Consider the following 21,790-nt stretch of genomic DNA (forward strand, 5'->3'; position numbering starts at 1 on the left):
CCGATGACCACCTCTTCCTACCGGCCCGCCGCAGCGCTCGCGCGAGGCGCGGGCTTCGGCGTATGAGCGCATGACCGAATTCAAGGACACCCAGCAGCAGCTCACGAAGTACCGCCTGCGCGTCGCGGCGGCGGGACTGTTCGTGTTCGTCTGCTTCGGCCTGATCGCGTTCCGTTTCCTCTATCTGCAGGTCTGGAACCACAGCAAATACTCGCTGCAGGCCGACGAAAACCGCATTTCCGTCGCGCCCATCGTGCCGAACCGCGGCATCATCACGGACCGCAACGGCGTCGTGCTGGCGAAGAACTATTCCGCCTACACGCTGGAAATCACGCCCTCGAAGCTCACCGATACGCTCGACAACACGATCGACCAGCTCTCGACCGTGATCCCGATCGATGCGCGCGACCGTCGCCGCTTCAAGAAGCTGCTCGAAGACTCCAAGAACTTCGAAAGCCTGCCGATCCGCACGCGCCTGACCGACGACGAAGTCGCCCGCTTCACCGCCCAGCGCTTCCGTTTCCCGGGCGTGGAAGTGCGCGCGCGCCTGTTCCGCCAGTACCCGCTCGGCACCACGGCCGCGCACGTGATCGGCTATATCGGCCGGATTTCGCAGCGCGACCAGGAACGTATCGACGATCTCTCGGACAAGAACGACAGCGATCCCGAGCACTACGATCCGCGTCTGGACGCGAACAACTACAACGGCACCGACTACATCGGCAAGATCGGCGTCGAGCAGAGCTACGAAACCGAACTGCACGGCCTGACCGGCTTCGAGGAAGTGGAAGTGACGGCGGGCGGGCGCCCGGTGCGCACGCTTTCGCGCACGCAGGCCACGCCGGGCAACAACCTCGTGCTGTCGATCGACATCGGTTTGCAGCAGGTGGCGGAGCAGGCTTTTGCGGGCAAGCGCGGCGCGCTCGTGGCGATCGAGCCGTCGACGGGCGACATTCTGGCCTTCGTTTCCGCGCCCAGTTTCGATCCGAACTCGTTTGTGGACGGCATCGACCAGCAGACCTGGGACGAGCTCAACAACTCGCCCGATCACCCGCTGCTGAACCGTCCGTTGCACGGCACCTATCCGCCGGGCTCGACCTACAAGCCGTTCATGGCGCTGGCCGCGCTCACGCTGCACAAGCGCACGCCGCAGTGGGGTTTCTCGGACCCCGGCTATTACATGTTCGGCGGCCACCGCTTCAATAACGACGTGCGTTCGGGTCAGGGCTGGGTCGACATGAACCGCGCGATCATGGTGTCGAACGACACCTACTTCTTCATGCTCGCGCACGACCTGGGCGTGGACGCCATCGCCAACTTCATGAAGCCGCTGGGCTTCGGCCAGTTGACCGGCATCGACATTTCGGGCGAAGCGCGCGGCATCCTGCCCTCGACGGAATGGAAGCGGAAAGCCTACAAGAAGCCCGAGCAGCAGAAGTGGTACGAAGGCGAAACGATCAGTCTGGGCATCGGCCAGGGCTACAACTCGTTCACGATCCTGCAGCTCGCGCACGCCACGGCCACGCTCGCCGATAACGGGATCCTGATGAAGCCTCACCTCGTGAAGGAAATCGAAAATCCGATCACGAAGGAAGAGCATCTGACCGTGCCGAGCGAAAGCGGGCGTCTGGATGTGAAGCAGTCCGATATCGATGTCGTGAAGCGCGGCATGGAAAACGTGACGATGAATCCGTCGGGCACGGCGTACAAGCTGTTCCAGACCGCGCCGTACACATCGGCGGGCAAGACCGGTACGGCGCAGGTGTATTCGCTGCAGGGCGCGAAGTATCAGGCGCATGCGGTGGCCGAACATCTGCGCGACCACGCGCTCTTCACGGCGTTCGCTCCGGTCGACAAGCCGCAGATCGCGCTGGCGCTGATCGTCGAAAACGGCGGTTGGGGTGCGCAGTCCGCCGGTCCGATCGCGCGCCGCGTGCTCGACTACTGGCTCGTCGATCGGCTGAAGCCGGGCGCCGAACAGGCTGCCGTCGCGGCCGCGGCATCGGCGACGCAGGATGCGTCCGCGCCGGTGATCGGCCTGCCGCCGCAAGGGGCTTCGGCGCCTGCGGCAGCGTCCGGTGCATCGGCGGCATCGGGCGTGCCTGCTGCGACCGTGCAGCCGATGGTGCGCATCGCGGCCGGCTTCACGCCGCTGCCGATTCCCGGCGCGGCGTCCGCTGCCGAAGCTGCTTCGGCGGCTTCCGCCGCGCAGGCGGCATCGGGCGCGAATGCGGCACCGATTACCGCACCGAGTACCGCACCGAACGCGGCGTCGAATGCCGCAGCGGGCGCTCAATCCGCCAGCAAAAATGCCGCGTCCGCAGATTCCGCCGACGCAGCGACCCGCAACACGGACGACGACGCCCCGGCCCAGCGCCCCGCCGCCGCGTCCTTGCCGCGCCATTTCGGCCCCGGCCCGCATCGTCCGCGCCGCCCGGCTCATGCGCCCGCGGCCGCCACGCTCGCGCCGCCGCCCAAGCCCGCCACGGGCGGCATCGACGAGTAAGGAGTTCCCATGCCTCTTCTCCAGTTCGACAAGATCGACAAGCGCGCCGTGCTCGACACGCTGCGCAAGATGTTCCTCGGCTTCGACCGCCCGCTCGCGCTCACCGTGTTCCTGCTGCTGTGCGTGGGCATCGTCACGCTCTACAGCGCGAGTCTGGACGTGCCTGGCCGCGTCGAAGACCAGCTGCGCAACATCATGCTGACCTTCGTGCTGATGTGGGGCCTCGCCAACGTGCCGCCCAATACGCTGATGCGCTTCGCGGTGCCGATCTACACCTTCGGCATCGCCTTGCTGATCGCGGTGGCGGCGTTCGGCCTCACGCGCAAGGGCGCGAAACGCTGGATCAACGTGGGTGTGGTGATCCAGCCGTCGGAGATCCTGAAGATCGCCACGCCGCTGATGCTCGCGTGGTACTACCAGCGCCGCGAAGGCGTGATGCGCTGGTACGACTTCCTCGTGGGCTTCATCATCCTGCTCGTGCCGGTCGGCCTGATCGCCAAGCAGCCGGACCTGGGCACCGCCGTGCTGGTGTTCGCTTCGGGCTTCTTCGTGATCTATTTCGCGGGGCTGTCGTTCAAGCTGATCGTGCCGGTGCTGATCGCGGGCATCATCGCGGTGGCGTCGATCGCCGCGTTCCAGGACAAGATCTGCCAGCCGCAGGTGAACTGGCCGCTCATGCACGACTACCAGAAGCACCGTATCTGCACGCTGCTCGATCCCACGTCCGATCCGCTCGGCAAGGGTTTCCACACGATTCAGGCCGTGATTGCGATCGGCTCGGGCGGCCCGCTCGGCAAGGGCTGGCTCAAGGGCACGCAGTCGCACCTGGAGTTCATCCCCGAAAAGCACACCGACTTCATCTTCGCGGTGTTTTCCGAGGAATTCGGCATGGCGGGCGGCATCGTGCTGCTCACGCTCTATATGTGTCTGATCGCGCGCGGGCTCTATATCGCGGCCAATGGCGCGACGCTCTTTGGGCGATTACTGGCCGGCTCGCTGACGATGGCGTTCTTCACCTACGCGTTCGTGAACATCGGCATGGTGAGCGGAATTCTGCCCGTGGTGGGTGTGCCGCTGCCGTTCATGAGTTACGGCGGCACTGCGCTCACGACGCTCGGTATCGCCATCGGGCTGATCATGAGTGTCGGGCGGCAGAAGCGGCTGATGCAGAGCTGACGGCCTGCACGGTTTGCGCCTGGATTCGCGCCTGGATTTGCGCCTGGAAAACAAAAACGCGCCGGTTTCGACCGGCGCGTTTGCGTTTGGGGACGCGCATTACTGCGACTGCGCCGGCGCGGCCTTCTGCAGTTGCGCGCTCAACTGCTGAAACTTCAGGCGCGCCACCGGATCGCCCTGCGCCGCCGCCGCCGCGTAGTAAGCCCGCGCGACGTTGAGGTTCTTCGGCACGCCATCGCCGCCGCGCTCGTAGAACGAGCCGGTCACGTATTGCGCCGTCATGTCGCCGCCTTCGGCGGCCTTCTTGTACCAGTAGAACGCCTGCTTGTTGTCGCGCCCGGTGCCGCGTCCGTCGAGGAACTGGTTCGCGAGCGCGAGTTCCGCCTGCACGTGGCCCTGGTTCGCGGCCTTGAGGAACCACTGGTGCGCTTCGACCGGATTGCGATCGACGAAGTCGCCATCGTCGTACATCTTGCCGTACACGTATTGCGCGTGGGACATGTTGGCGTCCGCCGCCTTGCGCAGCCATTTGCGGCCTTCGCTCACGTCCGCCGCGCCGCCTTCGCCGTTGAGCAGCATCATCGCGTAGTTGAATTCGGCGAGCCGATTGCCGTGCGCCGCCGCGCCCTGGAATTCGGTGCGGGCGACCGCGAGATTGCCGGCGTTGTAATCGGCGACGGCGCTGGCCGTCTGCGGATCGGATTCCGCGCTCACCGAAGGCTGGCCGCCCGTGCCCGCCGCGCAGGCGACGGCGCTCGCGCCCGAAAAAGCCAACGCAAACGCCCAATGGCGTACCGCTGCAGAACGACGCTTCATGCGCGCGCCTCCTGCAGTGCCTGACGCGTCGCACGCACCAGCCACATCACATCGGCGGCGAGCGCAATGAAGCTAAAGCCCATTTCGCGATACTGCTTCGCCTGCGCCGCGTCCATCGCGAAGATGCCCGACGCCACGCCCGCAGCACGCGCCGCCGCCGCGATGCGCACCATTGCCGCCGCGACATCGGGATGCTTCGAATCGCCCAGATGACCGAGGCTCGCGGCCAGATCCGCCGGACCGACGAACAGGCAATCGACGCCCGGCACCGCAGCGATCTGCTCGACGTTGGCCAGCGCCTGCGCCGACTCGATCTGCACGATCGAGGCGATCTGCGCATTGGCGCCGTGCAGATAGTCGCGCCGCATGCCGTAGGCCGCCGCGCGCACCGCGCCCGCGACGCCACGCTGGCCGTCCGGGGTATTGGCATCGGGATATTGGGTGGTGCTGACCGCCTGCCGCGCCTCCTCGGCCGAACCGATATTGGGGAACATCACCGTGCGCACGCCGGCATCGAGCACGTGCTTGACGAGCCAGGGCTCGTTGGCCGCCACGCGCACGACCGGCTCGGTCGGCATATGCGCGGCCGCGATGGCACGCAGTTGCGCGATGGTGTCACCGCTGTCGTTGGGCGTGTGCTCCATGTCGATCAGCAGCCAGTCGAAGCCGGCATGCGCCAGCGCCTCGGCAGCCGTTTCGCTGCCCATCGACAGCCAGAGGCCGAACAGCGGTTCCGCCTGCTTGAGGCGTTCCTTGAGGGGATTGGTGAAGGTGCTCATCGCCGTGCTCCCGGCGAGGCTGCGGGAACCGTGCGTCCCGCGCGGGCCACCCGGCCCGGCAACGCCACGGCCGGCATGTCTCGCTTCGCTATGTGGTTATGTGAGCGGCGGCGCCAGTGCCCGACGCCGCCTTGCGAAAGCGATCATACCGCGCCAAAAGTACGCAGGCCGGGTGGAAAACCCGGCCTTGCGCGGCGCTTCAAGTGCGTAACTACGCTGGCATTGCAGGCGCAATGCACGGCCGTCAGTCGCGGATGACTTCGGCCCAGCAGTTCGGCGTTTCGTACAGGCGCACCTTATGCAGCTGCAGATTCACGCCGTAGTGCGCGTCGTAGACGTTCGCGAGGATTTCGAACGCGATGGCCGCGAGGTTTTCCACGGTCGGGATACGGTCGATCACGACGGTCTTGTGGCCGGGCAGCGTTTCGAGGAAACCGCGCACCTGCGTGTCGCCTTCGAAGACGAGGAACGCGTGGTCCCACAGATCGACGAGATGCTGGTTCGCGAGCGCCTTCACATCGGCGAAATCCATCACCATGCCGCGGTCGGGCGCGCCTTCCGTTTCGACGGTGTCGCCTTGCAGCGTGATTTCGAGCACATAGCGATGGCCGTGCAGATTCCTGCACTGGCTGCGGTGGTCGGGAATGCGGTGGCCCGCATCGAATTCGAGTTTTCGGGTGATCGTCAGCACGGCTGCTTCAACGGAAAAAGGCAAAATTCAGGGAATATTCAGGTACTTGTGAGTCTGCATCGACAGGCGCCACTGCGGATGTCGCTTGCACCAGTCGATCGCGAGCTTGGTGTTCAGGTCGCGCGAGGGACCGTCCATCGGCTGGACCAGGAAATACTCGAAGTCGAGCTTCGCGTAATCGGCCAGACGCTGGTTGTCCTGCGGCACCACGACCTTCAGTTCGTTGCCCTTCGTGACCACGAGCGGCGCGTCGGCCTTCGGGCTCACGCAGATCCAGTCGATGGTTTCGAGCACCGGCAGCGAACCGTTGGTTTCGATGGCGATCTCGAAGCCCGCCGCGTGCAGCGCATCGACGAAAGGCTGATCGATCTGCAGCATCGGCTCGCCGCCCGTGCAGACCACGAAGCGGTTGTTCTCGCCTTCCGGCCACAGCGACGCGATCTTCGCGACCAGTTCCTCGGGCGTGCGGAATTTGCCGCCGTTCTCGCCATCGGTGCCGACGAAGTCGGTGTCGCAGAAACGGCACTGCGCGCTCTCGCGGTCTTCCTCGCGGCCCGACCACAGATTGCAGCCGGCGAACCGGCAGAACACGGCCGGACGCCCGGCGTTCGCGCCTTCGCCCTGCAACGTGTAGAAGATTTCCTTTACCGCGTAAGTCATGCTGCTGCCTGGTTTGATACCTGTGCTGCCGGGGCGCGGTACGTACGTGCAGTGACTGCGGTACGTGCTGGATCGCGCTCGCCTGGCGTCGACGGGAAGACTCGTGGGGAGCCGGTGCTTGCGGGCGTTATTGTGTCGCGTTTGCGGCGGGTCTGCTTGCTTGCTGCTTTACTGCTGCCTGCGCGTCACGCGTCGTGTTACGAAGGGCGCTGCCCGTGCGCCGCTTCGTTTGTCATTCGATACTGCGTTTGCCGTTCGGTGCAGCGCCTTCAGACCGGCGCTTCCGTCACCTGCTCGCCGGCCAGATACGCTTCGTAGCCGCGCTTGCGCAGCTTGCAGGCCGGGCATTCGCCGCAGCCGAAGCCCCATGCGTGCAGCTCGGCGCGCTCGCCCACGTAGCACGTATGGGTTTCCACGCGCACCAGTTCGACCAGCGCCTCGCCACCGAGTTGCTCGGCGAGTCGCCATGTATCGCCCTTATCGAGCCACATCAGCGGCGTTTCCAGCACAAAGCGGGTGTCCATGCCGAGGTTTAGCGCGACTTGCAGCGCCTTCATGGTGTCGTCGCGGCAATCGGGATAGCCCGAAAAGTCGGTTTCGCACATGCCGCCCACCAGCACGCGCAGGCCACGCCGGTAAGCGATGGCCGCCGCGATCTGCATGAACATCAGGTTGCGGCCGGGCACGAAGGTGTTCGGCAGGCCGCTTGCGGCCGTTTCGATCTCGATCTCGCGCGTCATGGCGGTATCGCTGATCGAACCGAGCACGGACAGGTCGATCATGTGATCGTCGCCGAGGCGTTCGGCCCATTCGGGAAACTCGCGCGCGATGGCGGCGCGAAAGCCCTCACGGCACTCCAGTTCGACGCGATGACGCTGGCCGTAATCGAAGCCGAGCGTCTCGACGGTTTCGTAACGGTCGAGCGCCCAGGCGAGGCACGTCGCCGAGTCCTGGCCGCCGGAAAACAGCACGAGCGCGCCGTTTCTGGTTTCTGTTCGAGTCACCGTGAAACTCCGAGTTGAGAGGTTCCGCGCGGTCGCAAGCCTTCAAAACCCGCCGGGCGGACCGGCCCGGGCATGTCGCCCACCGGCCCAAGCAGTATAGGCCGCAGCCTGGTGGCCGATATCGGCGCCACTTTATACCGCTGATACCGGATGCCTTGCATCGCCTGCTGCGGGAGGACTCACCAGCACACAGGGGACCGCCAATGAAAAAGCCCCAGGAATCGAACGATCTCCTGGGGCTCTGCATTCTGGTGGCCTGGGTCGGAATCGAACCAACGACACGCGGATTTTCAATCCGCTGCTCTACCAACTGAGCTACCGGGCCAACGAAGAAGGCAAAGTATATAAGCCTTTTTCGGTTTGCGCAAGCCCCTTCTCAAAACTTTGTGAAGAGACTGCGCTGAAACTGCGATTGAATCAGCGGCTGAGGAAAGCTCACTCGCCCTTGCTCTTGCCCAGATCGACGCCAAGCTGCTTGAGCTTGCGATACAGGTGGGTGCGTTCGAGCCCGGTTTTCTCCGCCACGCGCGTCATGCTGCCGTTCTCGCGTGCGAGGTGGTACTCGAAGTACGCACGCTCGAACGCGTCGCGGGCATCGCGGAGCGGAATGTCGAACGAGATCGACGCCGTCTGCGCGGCGCTCACGCCAGGCGAGCCTTCGACGCCCAGCACCGGCAACGCCGCCGCCGAGGCCACCACGGCCGGGCCGCCCGCCACCGGTTTCGCGCCAGGCGCGCCCGCCGCCGGCGCTGCCGCGGCCGTGCCGCGCGCGAGACCCTGCTCGACGGCCTTGAGCAGCTTTTGCAGCGCGATCGGTTTTTCGAGGAAGTTGAGTGCGCCGATCTTGGTCGCCTCGACCGCCGTGTCGATGGTCGCGTGTCCCGACATCATGATGACCGGCATCGACAACTGACCTTGCGCCGCCCACTCCTTCAGAAGCGTCACGCCATCGGTATCCGGCATCCAGATATCGAGCAGCACCAGGTCCGGCACCTGACGCTGACGGAATTCACGCGCCTGCTGCGCGTCCTCCGCGAGCTCCACGACGTGTCCTTCGTCGCTGAGGATCTCCGAGAGCAATTCCCGGATGCCCATTTCATCGTCTACCACCAGGATGGTTGCCATTTACGCTGCCCTTGTCTGCACTGTTGCTTTTGTTCCTTGCTCCGCCGCTGCGCGCGAACTACTGGCGCCCGGTTTGCCCGTTGCGGCATCCGGTGCGGTGTCATCGGCGAGCTGGAGAAAGAGAATCGAGATCTGCGCGCCTTCTATCACATCGCCCGCTTTCATGCGATTACGAATGTCGATACGCGCGCCGTGCTCGTCGACGATCTTCTTGACCATCGCAAGCCCGAGTCCTGTTCCTTTGGCCTTGGTCGTCACGTAGGGTTCAAACGCGCGCGTAAGAATGCGCGCCGGAAAACCCGGCCCGTTGTCCGACACCGTGAGACGCACCGCGACGCGCGTGCGGCCTTCCGCATCCGGATCGCCGTATTCTACGGCCCGCGTCTCCAGCGTCACACGTGGCGTGGCGACATCGGCCACCGCATCCTGCGCGTTCTGCAGCAGGTTGTGAATGACCTGACGCAATTGCGTGGCGTCGCCGCGTATCACCGGCAGATTCGACAGCTCCACCTTGATCGCGCTCTTGCCTTCTTCGGCGCCGTAAAGCGTGAGCACTTCGCTCACCAGATCGTTCAGTTGCAGGCTCGCGAGCACCGCCGGCGGCGTGCGCGCGTAGTCGCGGAAATTGTCGACCATCTGCTTCATCGCGGCGACCTGATTGACGATCGTGGTCGCGCCGCGCTTGAGCACTTCGGCATCGGACGGCCCGAGCTTGTCGGTCAGCTTCATCTGCAGGCGTTCGGCGGAAAGCTGGATCGGCGTGAGCGGATTCTTGATCTCGTGCGCGAGACGCCGCGCGACTTCGCCCCACGCGACCGAGCGCTGCGCCGAGATCACGTCGGAAATATCGTCGAACACCACCACGTAGCCCGAGGTCTGCATGTCGCCGGCGTCGCGCCCGGTGTCCGACACCAGACGCGCGCCGCGCACCAGCAGCGTCAGCGGATCGGTTTCGCCCGCAACGGGTACGGAGAACTGCTGCTGCCAGTGGCCGCGATCGACGCTACGGTCTTCGCCGTCGCGCCGCGACGCTTCCTGATCGGCGAAGGCCTTGCGCACCATCGCCGCGAAGTCGCCGAGCGCCGCGACGTGATCGATCGGCAGGCCCAGCTGCGTCTCGAACGGATGACGGAAGATGCGTTCCGCGCCGGGGTTCGCCGTGGTCAGGCGGAACTGCCGGTCGAACACGAACACGCCCGCCGTGAGGTTGGCGAGAATGCTTTCGAGATAGGCCTTCGAATGTTCGAGCGCGACGCGGTTCTTCTCCACCGCAAGGCGCGCTTCGGATAGCTGGCGCGTCATCGCGTTGAAGGACTGCGTGAGGAAGCCCAGTTCGTCGCGCGACTTGATTTCGCGTTTAGGCGTGTAGTCGCCTTCGGCCACTTCCTTGGTGCCCTGCGCGAGCAGGAACAGCGGCCGCGCCAGCTGGTTGCCGAGCGCGAGCGCCAGCATCATCGCCACGAAGGTCGCGAGGAACAGCGCGAGCGTGAGCGTGCCGATGTACATCTTGCGCAAGCCCGTGCGGCCCAGCGCCTTTTCCTGATATTCGCGATAAGCGCGCTGCACCGCATCCGCGTTGCGCGCGAGCGCGGCGGGCACGGGTTGTTCGAGTTGCAGGAAGCGTTCGGCGGGTTGCAGGTCGGTGGTGTTGCCGTCGGGAATGCGCGTGACCACGCGCAGCCGCAACGCGCCCTTCGGACCATGCAGACGCGGATCGCCATCGACTTCGCCTTCGATCGCCGCATAGCCGCGCCCGCGCGCCTGATCGATCATCAGCTGCGAAGGCAGATCGGCCGGCATCAGCGAGGAGAAGTTGCTCGATGCCTGCGCCACCACATGCATATCGGGCGCGGCGCCCGACATGCTGCGCACCGGCTCGACGATGGTCGCGTCCTGCACGCCGAACTGGTCGCGCGCGCGCAAAAGCGTGAGCGTCGTGCCCGCCGAATCGCCGTTGGCGATCTGCTCGGCCATCAGGCGGCCCTTGGTCTGCAGATCGGACAGCGAGGCGTCGAGCATGCCGCGCCCGAGATTGAGGCCCGCCGTGAGCGCGGTTTCCACGTTCACGTCGAACCACGATTCGATCGAGCGCGACACGAACTGGTACGACACGATGTAGATGATGCCGCCCGGCACCACGCCCACCAGCGCGAAGAAGAACGCGAGTTTGGCCAGCAGCCGCGTGCCGAACTTGCCGCGCCGCAGACGCACGGCGATCACGATCACGAGCGCCGTCACCACGGACAGGAAGACGATCGCCACGCCGATATTGGCCGCGTAGAGCCAGCCGTAATAGCGGTCGAAGAATTCGGTATTGGCGCTCGCGGCCGCGAGCAGCACGAGCAGCAGCGTCGCGGTGAGCGCGACGGTCGAGACCAGCAGCCTGACGACGAAGCTGCTGAAGCTGCCTCCGGTGGCGCGGCGCACTTTATCTAGCACGATCGGTCACCGTGAATCCAAAGCGCTTCCAGTCGGAAGCGAGATTCCAGTCGCGGTTGTTGACCGCGTCGATCTGGAAAGGTTTGGGCATGAGCGCCACGTCGAGTTGCATGCGCACCGAAGCCGTATAGGTCTCGCCCGGATGCACCTGGTTGCGCTCGATCACATGCCACGAGGTCACGTGCTTGATGACGGCCAGCGCTTCCGAAAGCGTCGAAAAGCCGAGCTGCAGCCCGCCGCTGGAGACGCGGTACTCGCGCGTGAGCGGCTGGAACGACAGGCGGATGCTTTGCGACACGCTTGCGGGCTGTTCGTCGAACCAGTACCAGCGCGGGCGCGTGAGTTCGAAATCGGTGGTGAAGTAGAGCGGAATGCCCTTGTTGACCGCGTCTTCCAGGCTGCTGTTGAGCTCGAAATCGAAGCGGGCGTCGAGGCTCCAGCCGCTGCTGTCGGCCTGCAATGAGGCGCGCTGCACCGAAATCGAATCGGCGCGCGCGGGCGTGACGGCGAGCAAGCCGAAGGTCAGCGCGAGCCAGAGCAGGGCCGCGAAGCGCAGCGGGAAGAAGCGTTTAATGGTCACCGTTTCTGAAAGCGCGCGTAGAAGAAACCGTCGTGATCTGCGGTGCGATCGGGAACGGGGCTGGCGCTTGTGCCGAGGTCGGTACTTGCGTCGGCTTCGCGCCCGGCGGGCAGCAGTTGCCCCGGCGCGTCCAATCGTACCGCATCCGCGTGGGTGCTTTCAAACCAGCGCGCCTGGGCTTCGCCTTCCTCGGGGAAGATCGAGCAGGTGACGTAGAGCAACTCGCCGCCCGGCTTGAGCAGACCCCACAGCGCATCGACGATACGGCGCTGTTCCTGCGCGAGCGCCGCGATGTCGTTCGCGCGGCGCAGCCAGCGGATATCGGGATGGCGACGCACGATGCCCGAAGCCGAGCACGGCACGTCCGCGAGAATGCGATCGAACGGCTGGCCGTCGAACCATGCGTCCGGCACGCCGGCATCGCCGATCACGACGCGGCCGATACGGGCCGGGGCATCGTCAGCGTTGTGCTCCGCGAAACCCAGCCGCGCGAAGTTTTCGCCGATTCGCGAGGCGCGCACGGCGTCGCTTTCCAGCGCGATCAGGTCGATATCGGCGAGTTCGAGCAGATGGCCGCTCTTGCCGCCGGGCGCCGCGCACGCGTCGAGCACGCGCATGCCGTCACGCACGTCGAGCGCGGTTGCAGCGAGCTGCGCGCCCGCGTCCTGCACGGACACATCGCCGGCCATGAAACCGGGAATGCGATCGACGGGCAAGGGCGAAGCCAGACGCACGGCGTACTCGCCGATCTGCGTCGCCGCGATATTTTCGGCAGCGAGGCGTTGCACGTAATCGGCCGCGTTGGTGCGGCGCGCGTTCACGCGCAGCGTGAGCGGCCCGTGCGTGTTGCCCGTTTCGAGAATCGTCTGCCACTGGTCGGGCCACGCGCGGCGGATCGCGTCGATCCACCATTGCGGATAGTTCCAGCGCGCGACTTCGTCGGCCTGCGCCGCCGCCAGCGCGCTCTCGCGCTCGCGCAGGAAACCGCGCAGCACGGCGTTCACGAGGCCCTTCGCAAAAGCACTTTCGCGGCGCGCGCCAATCGCGCGCACAGCCTGGTCGACCACGGTGAAAGGCGTGTAGGCCGCATGCGCTTCGTCATCGACGAGCAGTGCCAGCGCGCACGCCAGCAGATTCGTCACGTGCGCGGGCGGCGCCTTGCTGATGCGCTGCCTGATCAGATAATCGACGATGCCAAGACGACGCATCGTGCGATAGGCGATGTCCTGCACCGCACCGCGCGCCATCGGCGTGAAATCGGCCGGCAAGGCGGCGAAGACGCTCGATAGCGCTGCCGGCAAAGCCGAACCCGCGCGCACCGCACCGACGGCGTACGCAGCCTGGTCGAGCGCGAAGCCGAGCGAGTCGGGGGCCAGATGCACGGCCTGCTGGCTTTCGGTTCCGCTCGGCGAGCCCTGACGTGAGCCCGGACGTGAGCCCGGACGCGAGCCCGAACGTGAAGCGGGACGTTTGGCGTGAGCAGGACCGGACGGGCGGCGGGAAGAACTGGATGTCATGAAGAAACCGGATGCGGCCGCACCGTGGCGCGGCAAATGGAGCACAAGCGACCCATTGTAGCGTGGCGCGAGCGCAACGCCGCCGGGCGCACTGCAAATGAAAAGGGCAGACCCGTGGTCTGCCCTTTCGATCGGCTTGATTCAGCCCGATTCAGCCGGTTATGGCCCGGAGGTGCTTCAGTCGAAGCGTCCGGTGCGGGCCATCTCCATCAAGCGCGCGATGCGCTCTTCGGTGGCCGGGTGCGTCGAGAACAGATTCGCAATCGCGCCGCCCGACAGCGGATTCATGATCATCATCTGCGCCGTGGCCGGATGCTGCTCGGCGGCCGGGAACGGGATGCCCTGGGCGTAGCGATGAATCTTGTCGAGCGCCGAAGCCAGCGACTGCGGATCGCCCGAAATCTGCGCGCCGCCTCGATCGGCTTCGAATTCGCGCGCACGCGAGATCGCCATCTGGATCAGCGCGCCTGCAATCGGCGCGAGCAGCGCAACGGCGATGCCGGCGATCGGGTTGGACGGACGGCCGTTTTCGTCGCGGCCGCCGAAGAACATCGCGAAGTTGGCGATCGCCGAAATCGCGCCGGCCATGGTCGCCGATATCGTCGAAATCAGGATGTCGCGGTGCTTCACGTGCGCCAGTTCGTGCGCCATCACCCCGCGCATCTCGCGCTCGGACAGCACGCGCAGGATGCCGGTGGTCGCGGCCACGGCGGCGTGCTCGGGATTGCGGCCCGTGGCGAAGGCGTTGGGCGCGTCTTCGTTGATCAGATAGACGCGCGGCATCGGGATATTCGCGCGCGTGGCCAGTTCGCGGACCATGCGGTAGAACTGCGGCGCCGTGGTTTCGTCGACTTCCTGCGCGTTGTACATGCGCAGGACCATCTTGTCCGAGAACCAGTACGAGAAGAAGTTCATGCCGAGCGCGATCAGCAGCGCCAGCATCATGCCGCTGCGCCCGCCAACCATGCCGCCGATGGCGATGAAAAGGGCCGTAATCGCGGCCATCAACATCGCGGTTTTGACCCAGTTGAACATGTTCTTTGCTCCTTCACCCATCAAGAATCGAATCGGTCATCGAAACGCCGCTGTCCCAACCGTTGTGACAGCGAGCGCATTGTAAGCGATTTGTTAGATATGGGCGGATCGGAAAAATTCAATCTCAGCGCGTGCTGGTCGCGAGCTTCAGACCCAGCCCGACGAATGCCGATCCCACCGTGCGGTCAAGCCACTTCTTGATGCCCGGCTTGCCCGAAACACGTTGCGTGACGCTGCCAGCAACCCACGCGACAAAGCAGCTCCAGACCGTGCTCATCGCCACGAACGCCGCGCCGAGTGTAAGGAAAGCCAGCGTCTTGTGCGAACTCGTCACGTTCACGAACTGCGGGAAAAACGAGACAAAAAACAGCACGACCTTGGGATTCAGCACGTTGGTCCAGAAACCCGAAAGGAACAACTGGCGCAGCGGGCGCGACTGGCTGGCCACGGCGGCGCTGGTTGGCGCGGCGGACGTAGCTTGCGTCTGCTTCGTGAAAATGAGCCGTACGCCGAGATAAACGAGATAACACGCGCCCACGAGCTTGATGACCGTGAAGGCCGTCGCCGATGCCGCCAGCAGCGCCGTCAGGCCGAACGCACAGGCCAGCGTGTGCACGCAGCAGCCCGCCGAAATGCCCAGTGCCGACACCAGCCCGGCGCTGCGCCCTTGCGCGACGCTGCGCCCGACGATGTAGGCCGTATCCGGGCCCGGCGTGACGTTCAAAAGGAAAACGGCGGCGAGGAAAAAGCCGAAATGGGTAATGCCAAACATGACGATCTCTGCAAAAACGACTCGGTACGGGGTGCGAGCCGTCGTATGCAAAATCTTGCAGTGGTCTCGACACCCTTGCCGATTCTAACGCGCGCCGTATGACGCGCGTTACCTGGCCGAATGGCCGACTGGTGGGGGTTTCGGTCAGCGTTTAAGCTGGCTCAGGCCGTCGGGGTTTCGGTCAGCGCAAAACACTGGCCGGCCGTCAGCGGCATGCCGGCGAGGAATTCACGCGCGGGCAGGCGTTTGCCGCCGGGTTTCTGCAGCTGCGTGAAACGCAGCGCGCCTTCGCCGCAGGCCACCACCACGCCAGCCGGCGAAACATCGAGGATCTGGCCCGGCGCGGCGTGCGCAGGCACGCTCACGTCTTGCGCCACTTCGGCGGCCCAGAGCTTGATGAGCGCGCCGTCCAGCGTGGCCGCGCCGCCCGGGAACGGGTCGAATGCGCGAACCTGGCGCGCCAGCACGCCAGCAGGGCGGCGGAAATCCAGCGCAGCTTCCTGCTTGCCAATCTTCTCGGCGTAAGTCACGCCATCGGCGGGCTGCGGCGTGATCGGCAACTGGCCGGTGCGCTCGAGCTGGATCAGCCAGTCCACCACGAGCTGCGCGCCCAGATTGGCGAGTCGGTCGTGCAGCGTCGCGGTCGTGTCGGTGGGCGTGATGGGCGTGCGCACTTCCGAGATCATCGGGCCGGTGTCCAGGCCCGCATCCATCTGCATCAGCGTGATGCCGGTTTCCGAATCGCCGGCTTCGATCGCACGGTGGATCGGCGCGGCGCCGCGCCAGCGCGGCAGGATCGAAGCGTGGATGTTGATACAGCCGGACGGCGGAATGTCGAGCACTTCCTGCGGCAGGATCAGGCCGTAGGCGGCCACCACCATGACGTCGTGCGGCGTTGCATTGAGTAGGTCGAGCGCGGCGCTCGCCTCTTCCGGGTACTTGCCCGCGCGGCGCAGCGACGTGGGCTGCGCGACCGGAATGCCATGCTCTTCGGCGTAGCGTTTGACGGGGCTCGCCTGCAGCTTCATGCCGCGACCGGCAGGGCGGTCCGGCTGGGTCAGCACGAGCGGCACGGGAAAGCCCGCCTCGTGGATCGCGGCAAGCGCGGCGGCGGCAAATTCCGGCGTACCGGCAAAAATCACGCGAAGGGAATGGCTCATGGGCACGGACAGATCAGCAAACGAACAAGGTACAGGCGTGGCGCACGGGCATTACATCGCGCGTTCGAGCTTCTTCATCTTGCTCTTGATGCGCGTCTGCTTGAGCGACGACAGATATTCGACGAACACCTTGCCCAACAGGTGATCCATTTCGTGCTGAATGCACACGGCCAGCAGGCCTTCGCAGTCGATTTCGAAGCTTTCGCCCTTTTCGTTGAGGGCGCGCACGCGCACTTTTTCCGCGCGCTCGACTTCGTCATAGATGCCCGGCACCGAAAGGCAGCCCTCTTCGTGGATCTCGCGTTCCTTGCTCGACCAGACGATTTCCGGGTTGATGAAGACCTGGAGTTCGTCGTGCGAATCGGACACGTCGATCACCACGACGCGCTCGTGCACGTCCACCTGGGTGGCCGCGAGACCGACGCCGGGCGCCGCGTACATGGTTTCGGCCATGTCGGCGGCGAGCTTGCGGATGCGGTCGTTGACGACCTCGACCGGCTTGGCGACCTTGTGCAGGCGCTTGTCCGGGTAATGAAGAATGTTCAGTAGAGCCATGGTTCGACAGGTTTCTCGTTGGGCGCCTCGGGGCGTGTGCTGACGTGTACTCACACGCGCGCTAGCCGTTCGGCCAGCTGGTCAGCCCCATGCGGAAAACAGAAGATGTACAGACGATATACGGACAAAGCGGCCGGAATCAACGCACTGCAGATTGCAATCCGTTGCAATTCCTTGCATCGGCCAGCGCCATGCCAGCAGCCCGCCGTGACGATGCGTCACAGCGCCGCAAATGAATTTCGGATAGTGAAAATTTTAACACGACGGGCCAGGCTTCGCCCGCCGACGGAGAACCGCCCATGCCCGCTGCCCTGCCGCTCGCCGCCGACGAACTCGCCGCCTGGCTGCGCCTTGCCCATGCGCGCGGTTTGAAGCCCATCGCGCTGCGCGCGTTGCTTGGCGCATTCGGGTTGCCGCAGCAGGTGCTGGCCGCGCCGTTCGACGCGCTTGCGGCCGTGGCCGGGCGCGACGCCGCGCAAGCCGTGCTGGCGCCGCCGGACGCCGGTTTCGCGCAGCAACTGGCCAGCGTAGCAGCGTGGCGCGCGCAGCCGGGCAACGCGCTCGTGACGCTCGCCGATCCCGCCTATCCGCCGCGCCTGCTGACGATGCCCGACCCGCCGCCGCTGCTTTACGTAAAAGGCCGGCTCGATCTTCTGCATGCGCGCAGTGTGGCTGTCGTCGGCAGTCGCAGCGCCACGCCGCAGGCGCTGGAAGACGCGCGGCGCTTCGCGCGCACGCTCGCGGCGGCGGGCCTCACGGTTGTTTCCGGCCTCGCGCTGGGCGTGGACGGCGCGGCGCACGAGGGCGCGTTGCCGGAGCGCGGCGGCACTGTCGCGGTCATCGGCACCGGCGCCGATCTGGTCTATCCGGCCGCGCATCACGCGCTCGCGAGACAGATCGCCGCACAGGGCGCGATCGTCACCGAATGGCCGCTCGGCAGGCCTGCGCGATCGGCGAACTTTCCGCAGCGCAATCGCGTGATTTCGGCGCTCGTGGAAGGCGTGATCGTGGTGGAAGCGGCCATGCGATCGGGTTCGCTGATCACCGCGCGCCTTGCCAACGAAATGGGGCGCGATGTGTTTGCGCTGCCAGGCTCGATTCACGCGCCGCTCTCGCGCGGCTGTCATCGGCTGATCAAGGAAGGCGCGCAACTGGTGGAAACGCCCGAAGAAGTGCTTGAGGCGCTTGGGCTCGCACAGCCGGCGAAACCTGCGCGGCGGGCCCGCGCCAAAGACGCGCAAGCACAGGCACAGACGCTGCCGCTGCCGCTTGCCACGCCGCCAACGCCGCTCGAAGCGCAGGCCGAAACCCTCCTCGCCGCCTTGGGCCACGCGCCCGCCACGCTTGAAATCCTCGCGCAGCGCACCGACATGGCCGAAGCGACGCTGCAAGCCACGCTGCTGCGCCTCGAACTGGCCGGCCACGTAAGCGCACTGCCGGGCGGGCGCTACACGCGGGCCTCCCACTGCTAGCGCGCCGCCGTGTTACATTCGCGCCAAATGCACCGACTCTATATAGAAGAGACCGCAAGGAACCACCATGCCCGCGCTTGACCTCGACACCGATGCCGACCAGATCGCCGAGCGCGTCAGCAACAGCGACACGCTGTTCGTCGCGTGCCTGTGCGCCGAGTGGTGCGGCACCTGTCGCGACTATCGGGCGACATTCGACCGGATCGCCGACGCGCATCCGGAAATCTGCTTCGCCTATATCGATATCGAAACGCACGCCGACCGCTTCGACGATCTCGACGTGGAAAACTTTCCCACTATCCTGATCGAAGACAGCAAGGCCACGCGCTTTTTTGGCACCGTGCTGCCGCATGGCGCGGTGGTCGAACGCATGCTCGCCGACCTCACGGCGCTGCCCGGCGTGGCCGATGCGCCGAAGTTGCGTCCCGCGCTGCTAGAGGCCTGAAAACAGGCTACATACGAGCGATTCGGGCACTGCGCTCTGCACGTCCGGGCGCTTGCCCGCCAGCGCGCCGCGACAAGATGATTGGCGCTCTTACGACGGCGCCAAAACCGGTCCGCCGACAGCCTGGCCGATGACAAGAAAATCGCCGTCCGCGCGCCATGTGCTATAAAGCGGTCGTTAACGAGGCGCCCAACGGCGCGCCGGCCCAGCGGTCAAGCCAGACGGAATAACCGCGGGGCGCCAACCCGGATACACCCACACACAACCAGTCATGTCCAAAGCTCTGATCATCGCCGAGAAGCCATCCGTCGCGAACGACATCGCGCGCGCTCTGGGCGGATTTACCAAGCATGACGAGTACTACGAAAGCGACGACTACGTGCTGTCGTCGGCGGTCGGCCATCTGCTGGAGATCGCCGCGCCCGACGAGTACGAAGTCAAGCGAGGCAAATGGAGCTTCGCGAATCTGCCCGTCATCCCGCCCCACTTCGACCTGAACCCGATCGCCAAGAGCGAATCGCGGCTCAAGGTGCTCACGAAGCTGCTCAAGCGCAAGGACGTCACCGCGCTGATCAACGCCTGCGACGCGGGGCGCGAGGGCGAGCTGATCTTCCGCCTGATCGCGCAGCACGCGAAGGCGAAGCAGCCGGTCCAGCGCCTGTGGCTCCAGTCGATGACGCCGCAGTCGATCCGCGACGGCTTTGCGAACCTGCGCAGCGACCAGGACATGCAGCCGCTCGCCGACGCCGCGCGCTGCCGCTCGGAAGCGGACTGGCTCGTGGGCATCAACGGTACGCGCGCCATGACGGCCTTCAACAGCAAGGGCGGCGGCTTCTTCCTGACCACGGTCGGCCGCGTTCAGACGCCAACGCTGTCGATCGTCGTCGAACGTGAAGAGAAAATCCGTCGTTTCGTGCCGCGCGATTACTGGGAAGTGCGCGCGGAGTTTGTCTGCGCGAGCGGCTTCTACGAAGGCCGCTGGTACGACCCGAAATTCAAGAAGGACGAGCACGACCCGGAAAAGCGCGACTCGCGCCTCTGGAGCCTGCCCGCTGCCGAGACCATCGTCGCCGCCTGTCATGGCCGCGAAGGGATCGTCACCGAGGAATCGAAGCCGTCCACCCAGCTTTCGCCCGCGCTCTTCGACCTGACGAGCCTGCAACGCGAAGCCAACGGCCGCTTCGGCTTTTCGGCCAAGAACACGCTGGGTCTCGCCCAGGCGCTGTACGAAAAGCACAAGGTCCTCACCTATCCGCGTACCGATTCGCGCGCGCTGCCTGAGGATTACCTCAGCACCGTGAAAGAGACGATGGAGATGCTCAAGGAGAGCAACAACTACCTGCCGTACGCCAAACAGGCGCTCGACAAGGGTTGGGTGAAGCCGAACAAGCGCATCTTCGACAACTCGAAGATCAGCGACCACTTCGCAATCATCCCGACGCTGCAGGCGCCGAAGAATCTGTCGGAGCCGGAGCAGAAGCTGTACGACCTCGTCGTGAAGCGCTTCCTCGCCGTGTTCTTCCCGGCGGCGGAATACCGCGTCACCACGCGTATCACCGAAGTCTCGGGCCATCATTTCAAGACCGAGGGCAAGGTGCTGGTCGAGCCGGGCTGGCTGCAGATCTATGGCCGCGACGCGGCCGGCGACGACGCCAACCTCGTGCCGGTGAAGAAGGACGAGAAGGTCAAGACCGACAAGATCGCCGCGCATCAACTCGTGACCAAGCCGCCCGCACGCTACAACGAAGCGACGCTGCTTTCGGCGATGGAAGGCGCGGGCAAGCTCGTCGACGACGAAGAACTGCGCGAAGCCATGGCCGCCAAGGGTCTGGGCACGCCGGCCACGCGCGCGGCCATCATCGAAGGTCTGCTGGGCGAAAAATATCTCGTGCGCGAAGGCCGCGAGCTGATTCCCACGGCCAAGGCGTTCCAGCTGATGACGCTGCTGCGCGGTCTCGGCGTGGAAGAACTCACCGCGCCGGAACTGACCGGCGAATGGGAATACAAGCTTTCGCAGATGGAGCGCGGCAGGCTCGCGCGCGATGCGTTCATGCAGGAAATCGCCCGCATGACGCAGACCATCGTGAAGCGCGCGAAGGAATACGACTCCGACACCATCCCCGGCGACTACGCGACGCTGCAAACGCCCTGTCCGCATTGCGGCGGGCAGGTGAAGGAAAACTATCGCCGCTTCGCGTGTACGAAGTGCGAATTCTCGATCTCGAAGATTCCGGGCGGCCGCCAGTTCGAAATTCCCGAAGTGGAAGAGCTGCTGCAGAACAAGACGATCGGGCCGCTTTCGGGTTTCCGCAGCAAGATGGGCCGTCCGTTTTCGGCGATCCTCAAGCTCTCGCTCGACGACGAGATCAAGAACTACAAGCTCGAATTCGACTTCGGCCAGGATCAGGGCGCGGAAGACGGCGAAGCACCGGACTTCTCGCAGCAGGAAGCCGTGGGCGCCTGCCCGAAGTGCAAGGGCCGCGTGTTCGAGCACGGCATGAGCTATGTCTGCGAGAACTCGGTCGCCAATCCGAAGACCTGCGACTTCCGCTCGGGCAAGGTGATTCTGCAGCAGGAAATCGCCCGCGAGCAGATGGGCAAGCTGCTGTCGGAAGGCCGCACGGACCTGCTGACGAGCTTCAAGTCGTCGCGTACGGGCCGTAACTTCAAGGCTTTCCTCGTCAAGCAGCCGGACGGCAAGATCGGCTTCGAGTTCGAGAAGAAGGAACCGAGCGCGAAGACGGCGGCTAAAACCGCGGCTAAGAAGTCCGCGGCCACGGCAGATGCCGACGTCGCGGCGAACGACGCAGCCAACGACGACGCAGCAGAATCGGCCAAAAAGCCGGCGCGCAAGACGGCGGCGAAGACCACGGCCGCAAAAGCCGCTCCGGCGCGTAAAACCGCCGCTCGCAAGACGCCTGCTCGCAAGACGGGTTCTTGATGCCTGCTTGATGTCTGCTTGATGTCTGCTTGATGTCTGCTTGAAGTCTCGATGCAAGGGCTCGCCAGCGAGCCTTGAGCACTAAAGAAAAAGGCGCAGCTTCTTTCGAAGCTGCGC

General features: G+C 65.2%; 18 protein-coding genes and 1 tRNA gene. 5 read left to right on the forward strand and 14 right to left on the reverse strand.

The window, feature by feature from the left end; all coding sequences use genetic code 11:
- Window positions 1-70 precede the first annotated feature (70 nt).
- Window positions 71-2,506 carry a penicillin-binding protein 2 gene (mrdA, locus tag U5A67_RS09135; RefSeq protein ID WP_321813779.1) on the forward strand — a complete coding sequence of 812 codons (2,436 nt, stop codon included), beginning with the start codon at window positions 71-73 and terminating at the stop codon, window positions 2,504-2,506.
- Window positions 2,507-2,515: 9 nt separating this feature from the next.
- On the forward strand, window positions 2,516-3,682 hold the full coding sequence (gene rodA, locus U5A67_RS09140; RefSeq protein ID WP_205983090.1) for a rod shape-determining protein RodA: 1,167 nt from the start codon (window positions 2,516-2,518) through the stop codon (window positions 3,680-3,682).
- A gap of 99 nt (window positions 3,683-3,781) precedes the next feature.
- On the opposite strand, the gene U5A67_RS09145 is transcribed toward rodA, so the two are convergent.
- The 14 genes from U5A67_RS09145 to def form a co-directional block, all read right to left on the reverse strand.
- Window positions 3,782-4,498 carry a tetratricopeptide repeat protein gene (locus tag U5A67_RS09145; protein ID WP_321813780.1) on the reverse strand — a complete coding sequence of 239 codons (717 nt, stop codon included), beginning with the start codon at window positions 4,496-4,498 and terminating at the stop codon, window positions 3,782-3,784.
- Window positions 4,495-5,277: an HpcH/HpaI aldolase family protein gene (locus tag U5A67_RS09150; protein ID WP_205983092.1), complete on the reverse strand. Its 783-nt coding sequence runs from the start codon at window positions 5,275-5,277 to the stop codon at window positions 4,495-4,497. Before U5A67_RS09150 ends, U5A67_RS09145 begins: the two co-directional genes overlap by 4 nt.
- Window positions 5,278-5,521: 244 nt before the next feature.
- Window positions 5,522-5,965: a 6-carboxytetrahydropterin synthase QueD gene (queD, locus tag U5A67_RS09155; RefSeq protein ID WP_027815874.1), complete on the reverse strand. Its 444-nt coding sequence runs from the start codon at window positions 5,963-5,965 to the stop codon at window positions 5,522-5,524.
- A 30-nt stretch (window positions 5,966-5,995) separates the two neighbouring features.
- The gene (queE, locus tag U5A67_RS09160) at window positions 5,996-6,628 is read right to left on the reverse strand and encodes a 7-carboxy-7-deazaguanine synthase (protein ID WP_205983093.1); all 633 of its coding nucleotides are present in this window, start codon (window positions 6,626-6,628) and stop codon (window positions 5,996-5,998) included.
- Between the two features lie 269 nt (window positions 6,629-6,897).
- Window positions 6,898-7,632, reverse strand: coding sequence for a 7-cyano-7-deazaguanine synthase QueC (queC, locus tag U5A67_RS09165; RefSeq protein ID WP_205983094.1), 735 nt, complete (start codon window positions 7,630-7,632; stop codon window positions 6,898-6,900).
- Window positions 7,633-7,881: 249 nt separating this feature from the next.
- Window positions 7,882-7,957: transfer RNA gene (locus U5A67_RS09170), tRNA-Phe, on the reverse strand.
- A 110-nt stretch (window positions 7,958-8,067) separates the two neighbouring features.
- Window positions 8,068-8,757 carry a response regulator transcription factor EsaR gene (gene esaR, locus U5A67_RS09175; protein ID WP_205983095.1) on the reverse strand — a complete coding sequence of 230 codons (690 nt, stop codon included), beginning with the start codon at window positions 8,755-8,757 and terminating at the stop codon, window positions 8,068-8,070.
- Complete coding sequence (locus tag U5A67_RS09180) at window positions 8,758-11,196, reverse strand: sensor histidine kinase (RefSeq protein ID WP_205983096.1); 2,439 nt, start codon at window positions 11,194-11,196, stop codon at window positions 8,758-8,760.
- A complete protein-coding gene (locus U5A67_RS09185) occupies window positions 11,186-11,776 on the reverse strand; it encodes a DUF4390 domain-containing protein (RefSeq protein ID WP_205983097.1) in 591 nt (196 codons plus the stop codon). The genes U5A67_RS09180 and U5A67_RS09185 overlap by 11 nt, the downstream gene beginning before the upstream one ends.
- On the reverse strand, window positions 11,773-13,293 hold the full coding sequence (gene rsmB / locus U5A67_RS09190; RefSeq protein ID WP_321813781.1) for a 16S rRNA (cytosine(967)-C(5))-methyltransferase RsmB: 1,521 nt from the start codon (window positions 13,291-13,293) through the stop codon (window positions 11,773-11,775). The genes U5A67_RS09185 and rsmB overlap by 4 nt, the downstream gene beginning before the upstream one ends.
- Window positions 13,294-13,470: 177 nt before the next feature.
- On the reverse strand, window positions 13,471-14,328 hold the full coding sequence (htpX, locus tag U5A67_RS09195; RefSeq protein WP_205983099.1) for a zinc metalloprotease HtpX: 858 nt from the start codon (window positions 14,326-14,328) through the stop codon (window positions 13,471-13,473).
- Between the two features lie 124 nt (window positions 14,329-14,452).
- Window positions 14,453-15,100 carry a LysE family translocator gene (locus U5A67_RS09200; RefSeq protein ID WP_321813782.1) on the reverse strand — a complete coding sequence of 216 codons (648 nt, stop codon included), beginning with the start codon at window positions 15,098-15,100 and terminating at the stop codon, window positions 14,453-14,455.
- 161 nt (window positions 15,101-15,261) lie between these two features.
- Window positions 15,262-16,260: a methionyl-tRNA formyltransferase gene (gene fmt / locus U5A67_RS09205; RefSeq protein ID WP_321813783.1), complete on the reverse strand. Its 999-nt coding sequence runs from the start codon at window positions 16,258-16,260 to the stop codon at window positions 15,262-15,264.
- A 51-nt stretch (window positions 16,261-16,311) separates the two neighbouring features.
- Window positions 16,312-16,815 (reverse strand): peptide deformylase, encoded by a 504-nt coding sequence (def, locus tag U5A67_RS09210; protein ID WP_205983102.1) that lies wholly within the window; start codon window positions 16,813-16,815, stop codon window positions 16,312-16,314.
- 299 nt (window positions 16,816-17,114) lie between these two features.
- Here def and dprA point away from each other — a divergent pair, with 299 nt between their 5' ends.
- The 3 genes from dprA to U5A67_RS09225 all read left to right on the forward strand — a co-directional run bounded on the left by dprA (window position 17,115) and on the right by U5A67_RS09225 (window position 21,673).
- Entirely contained in the window at window positions 17,115-18,287 is a 1,173-nt protein-coding gene (dprA, locus tag U5A67_RS09215) for a DNA-processing protein DprA (protein ID WP_321813784.1), read from the forward strand.
- Between the two features lie 67 nt (window positions 18,288-18,354).
- A complete protein-coding gene (locus U5A67_RS09220; protein ID WP_205983104.1) occupies window positions 18,355-18,732 on the forward strand; it encodes a thioredoxin family protein in 378 nt (125 codons plus the stop codon).
- Between the two features lie 271 nt (window positions 18,733-19,003).
- Complete coding sequence (locus tag U5A67_RS09225; RefSeq protein WP_321813785.1) at window positions 19,004-21,673, forward strand: DNA topoisomerase III; 2,670 nt, start codon at window positions 19,004-19,006, stop codon at window positions 21,671-21,673.
- Window positions 21,674-21,790 lie beyond the last annotated feature (117 nt).

Source organism: Paraburkholderia sp. J69-1, from assembly GCF_905220255.1.
Classification (GTDB): domain Bacteria; phylum Pseudomonadota; class Gammaproteobacteria; order Burkholderiales; family Burkholderiaceae; genus Paraburkholderia.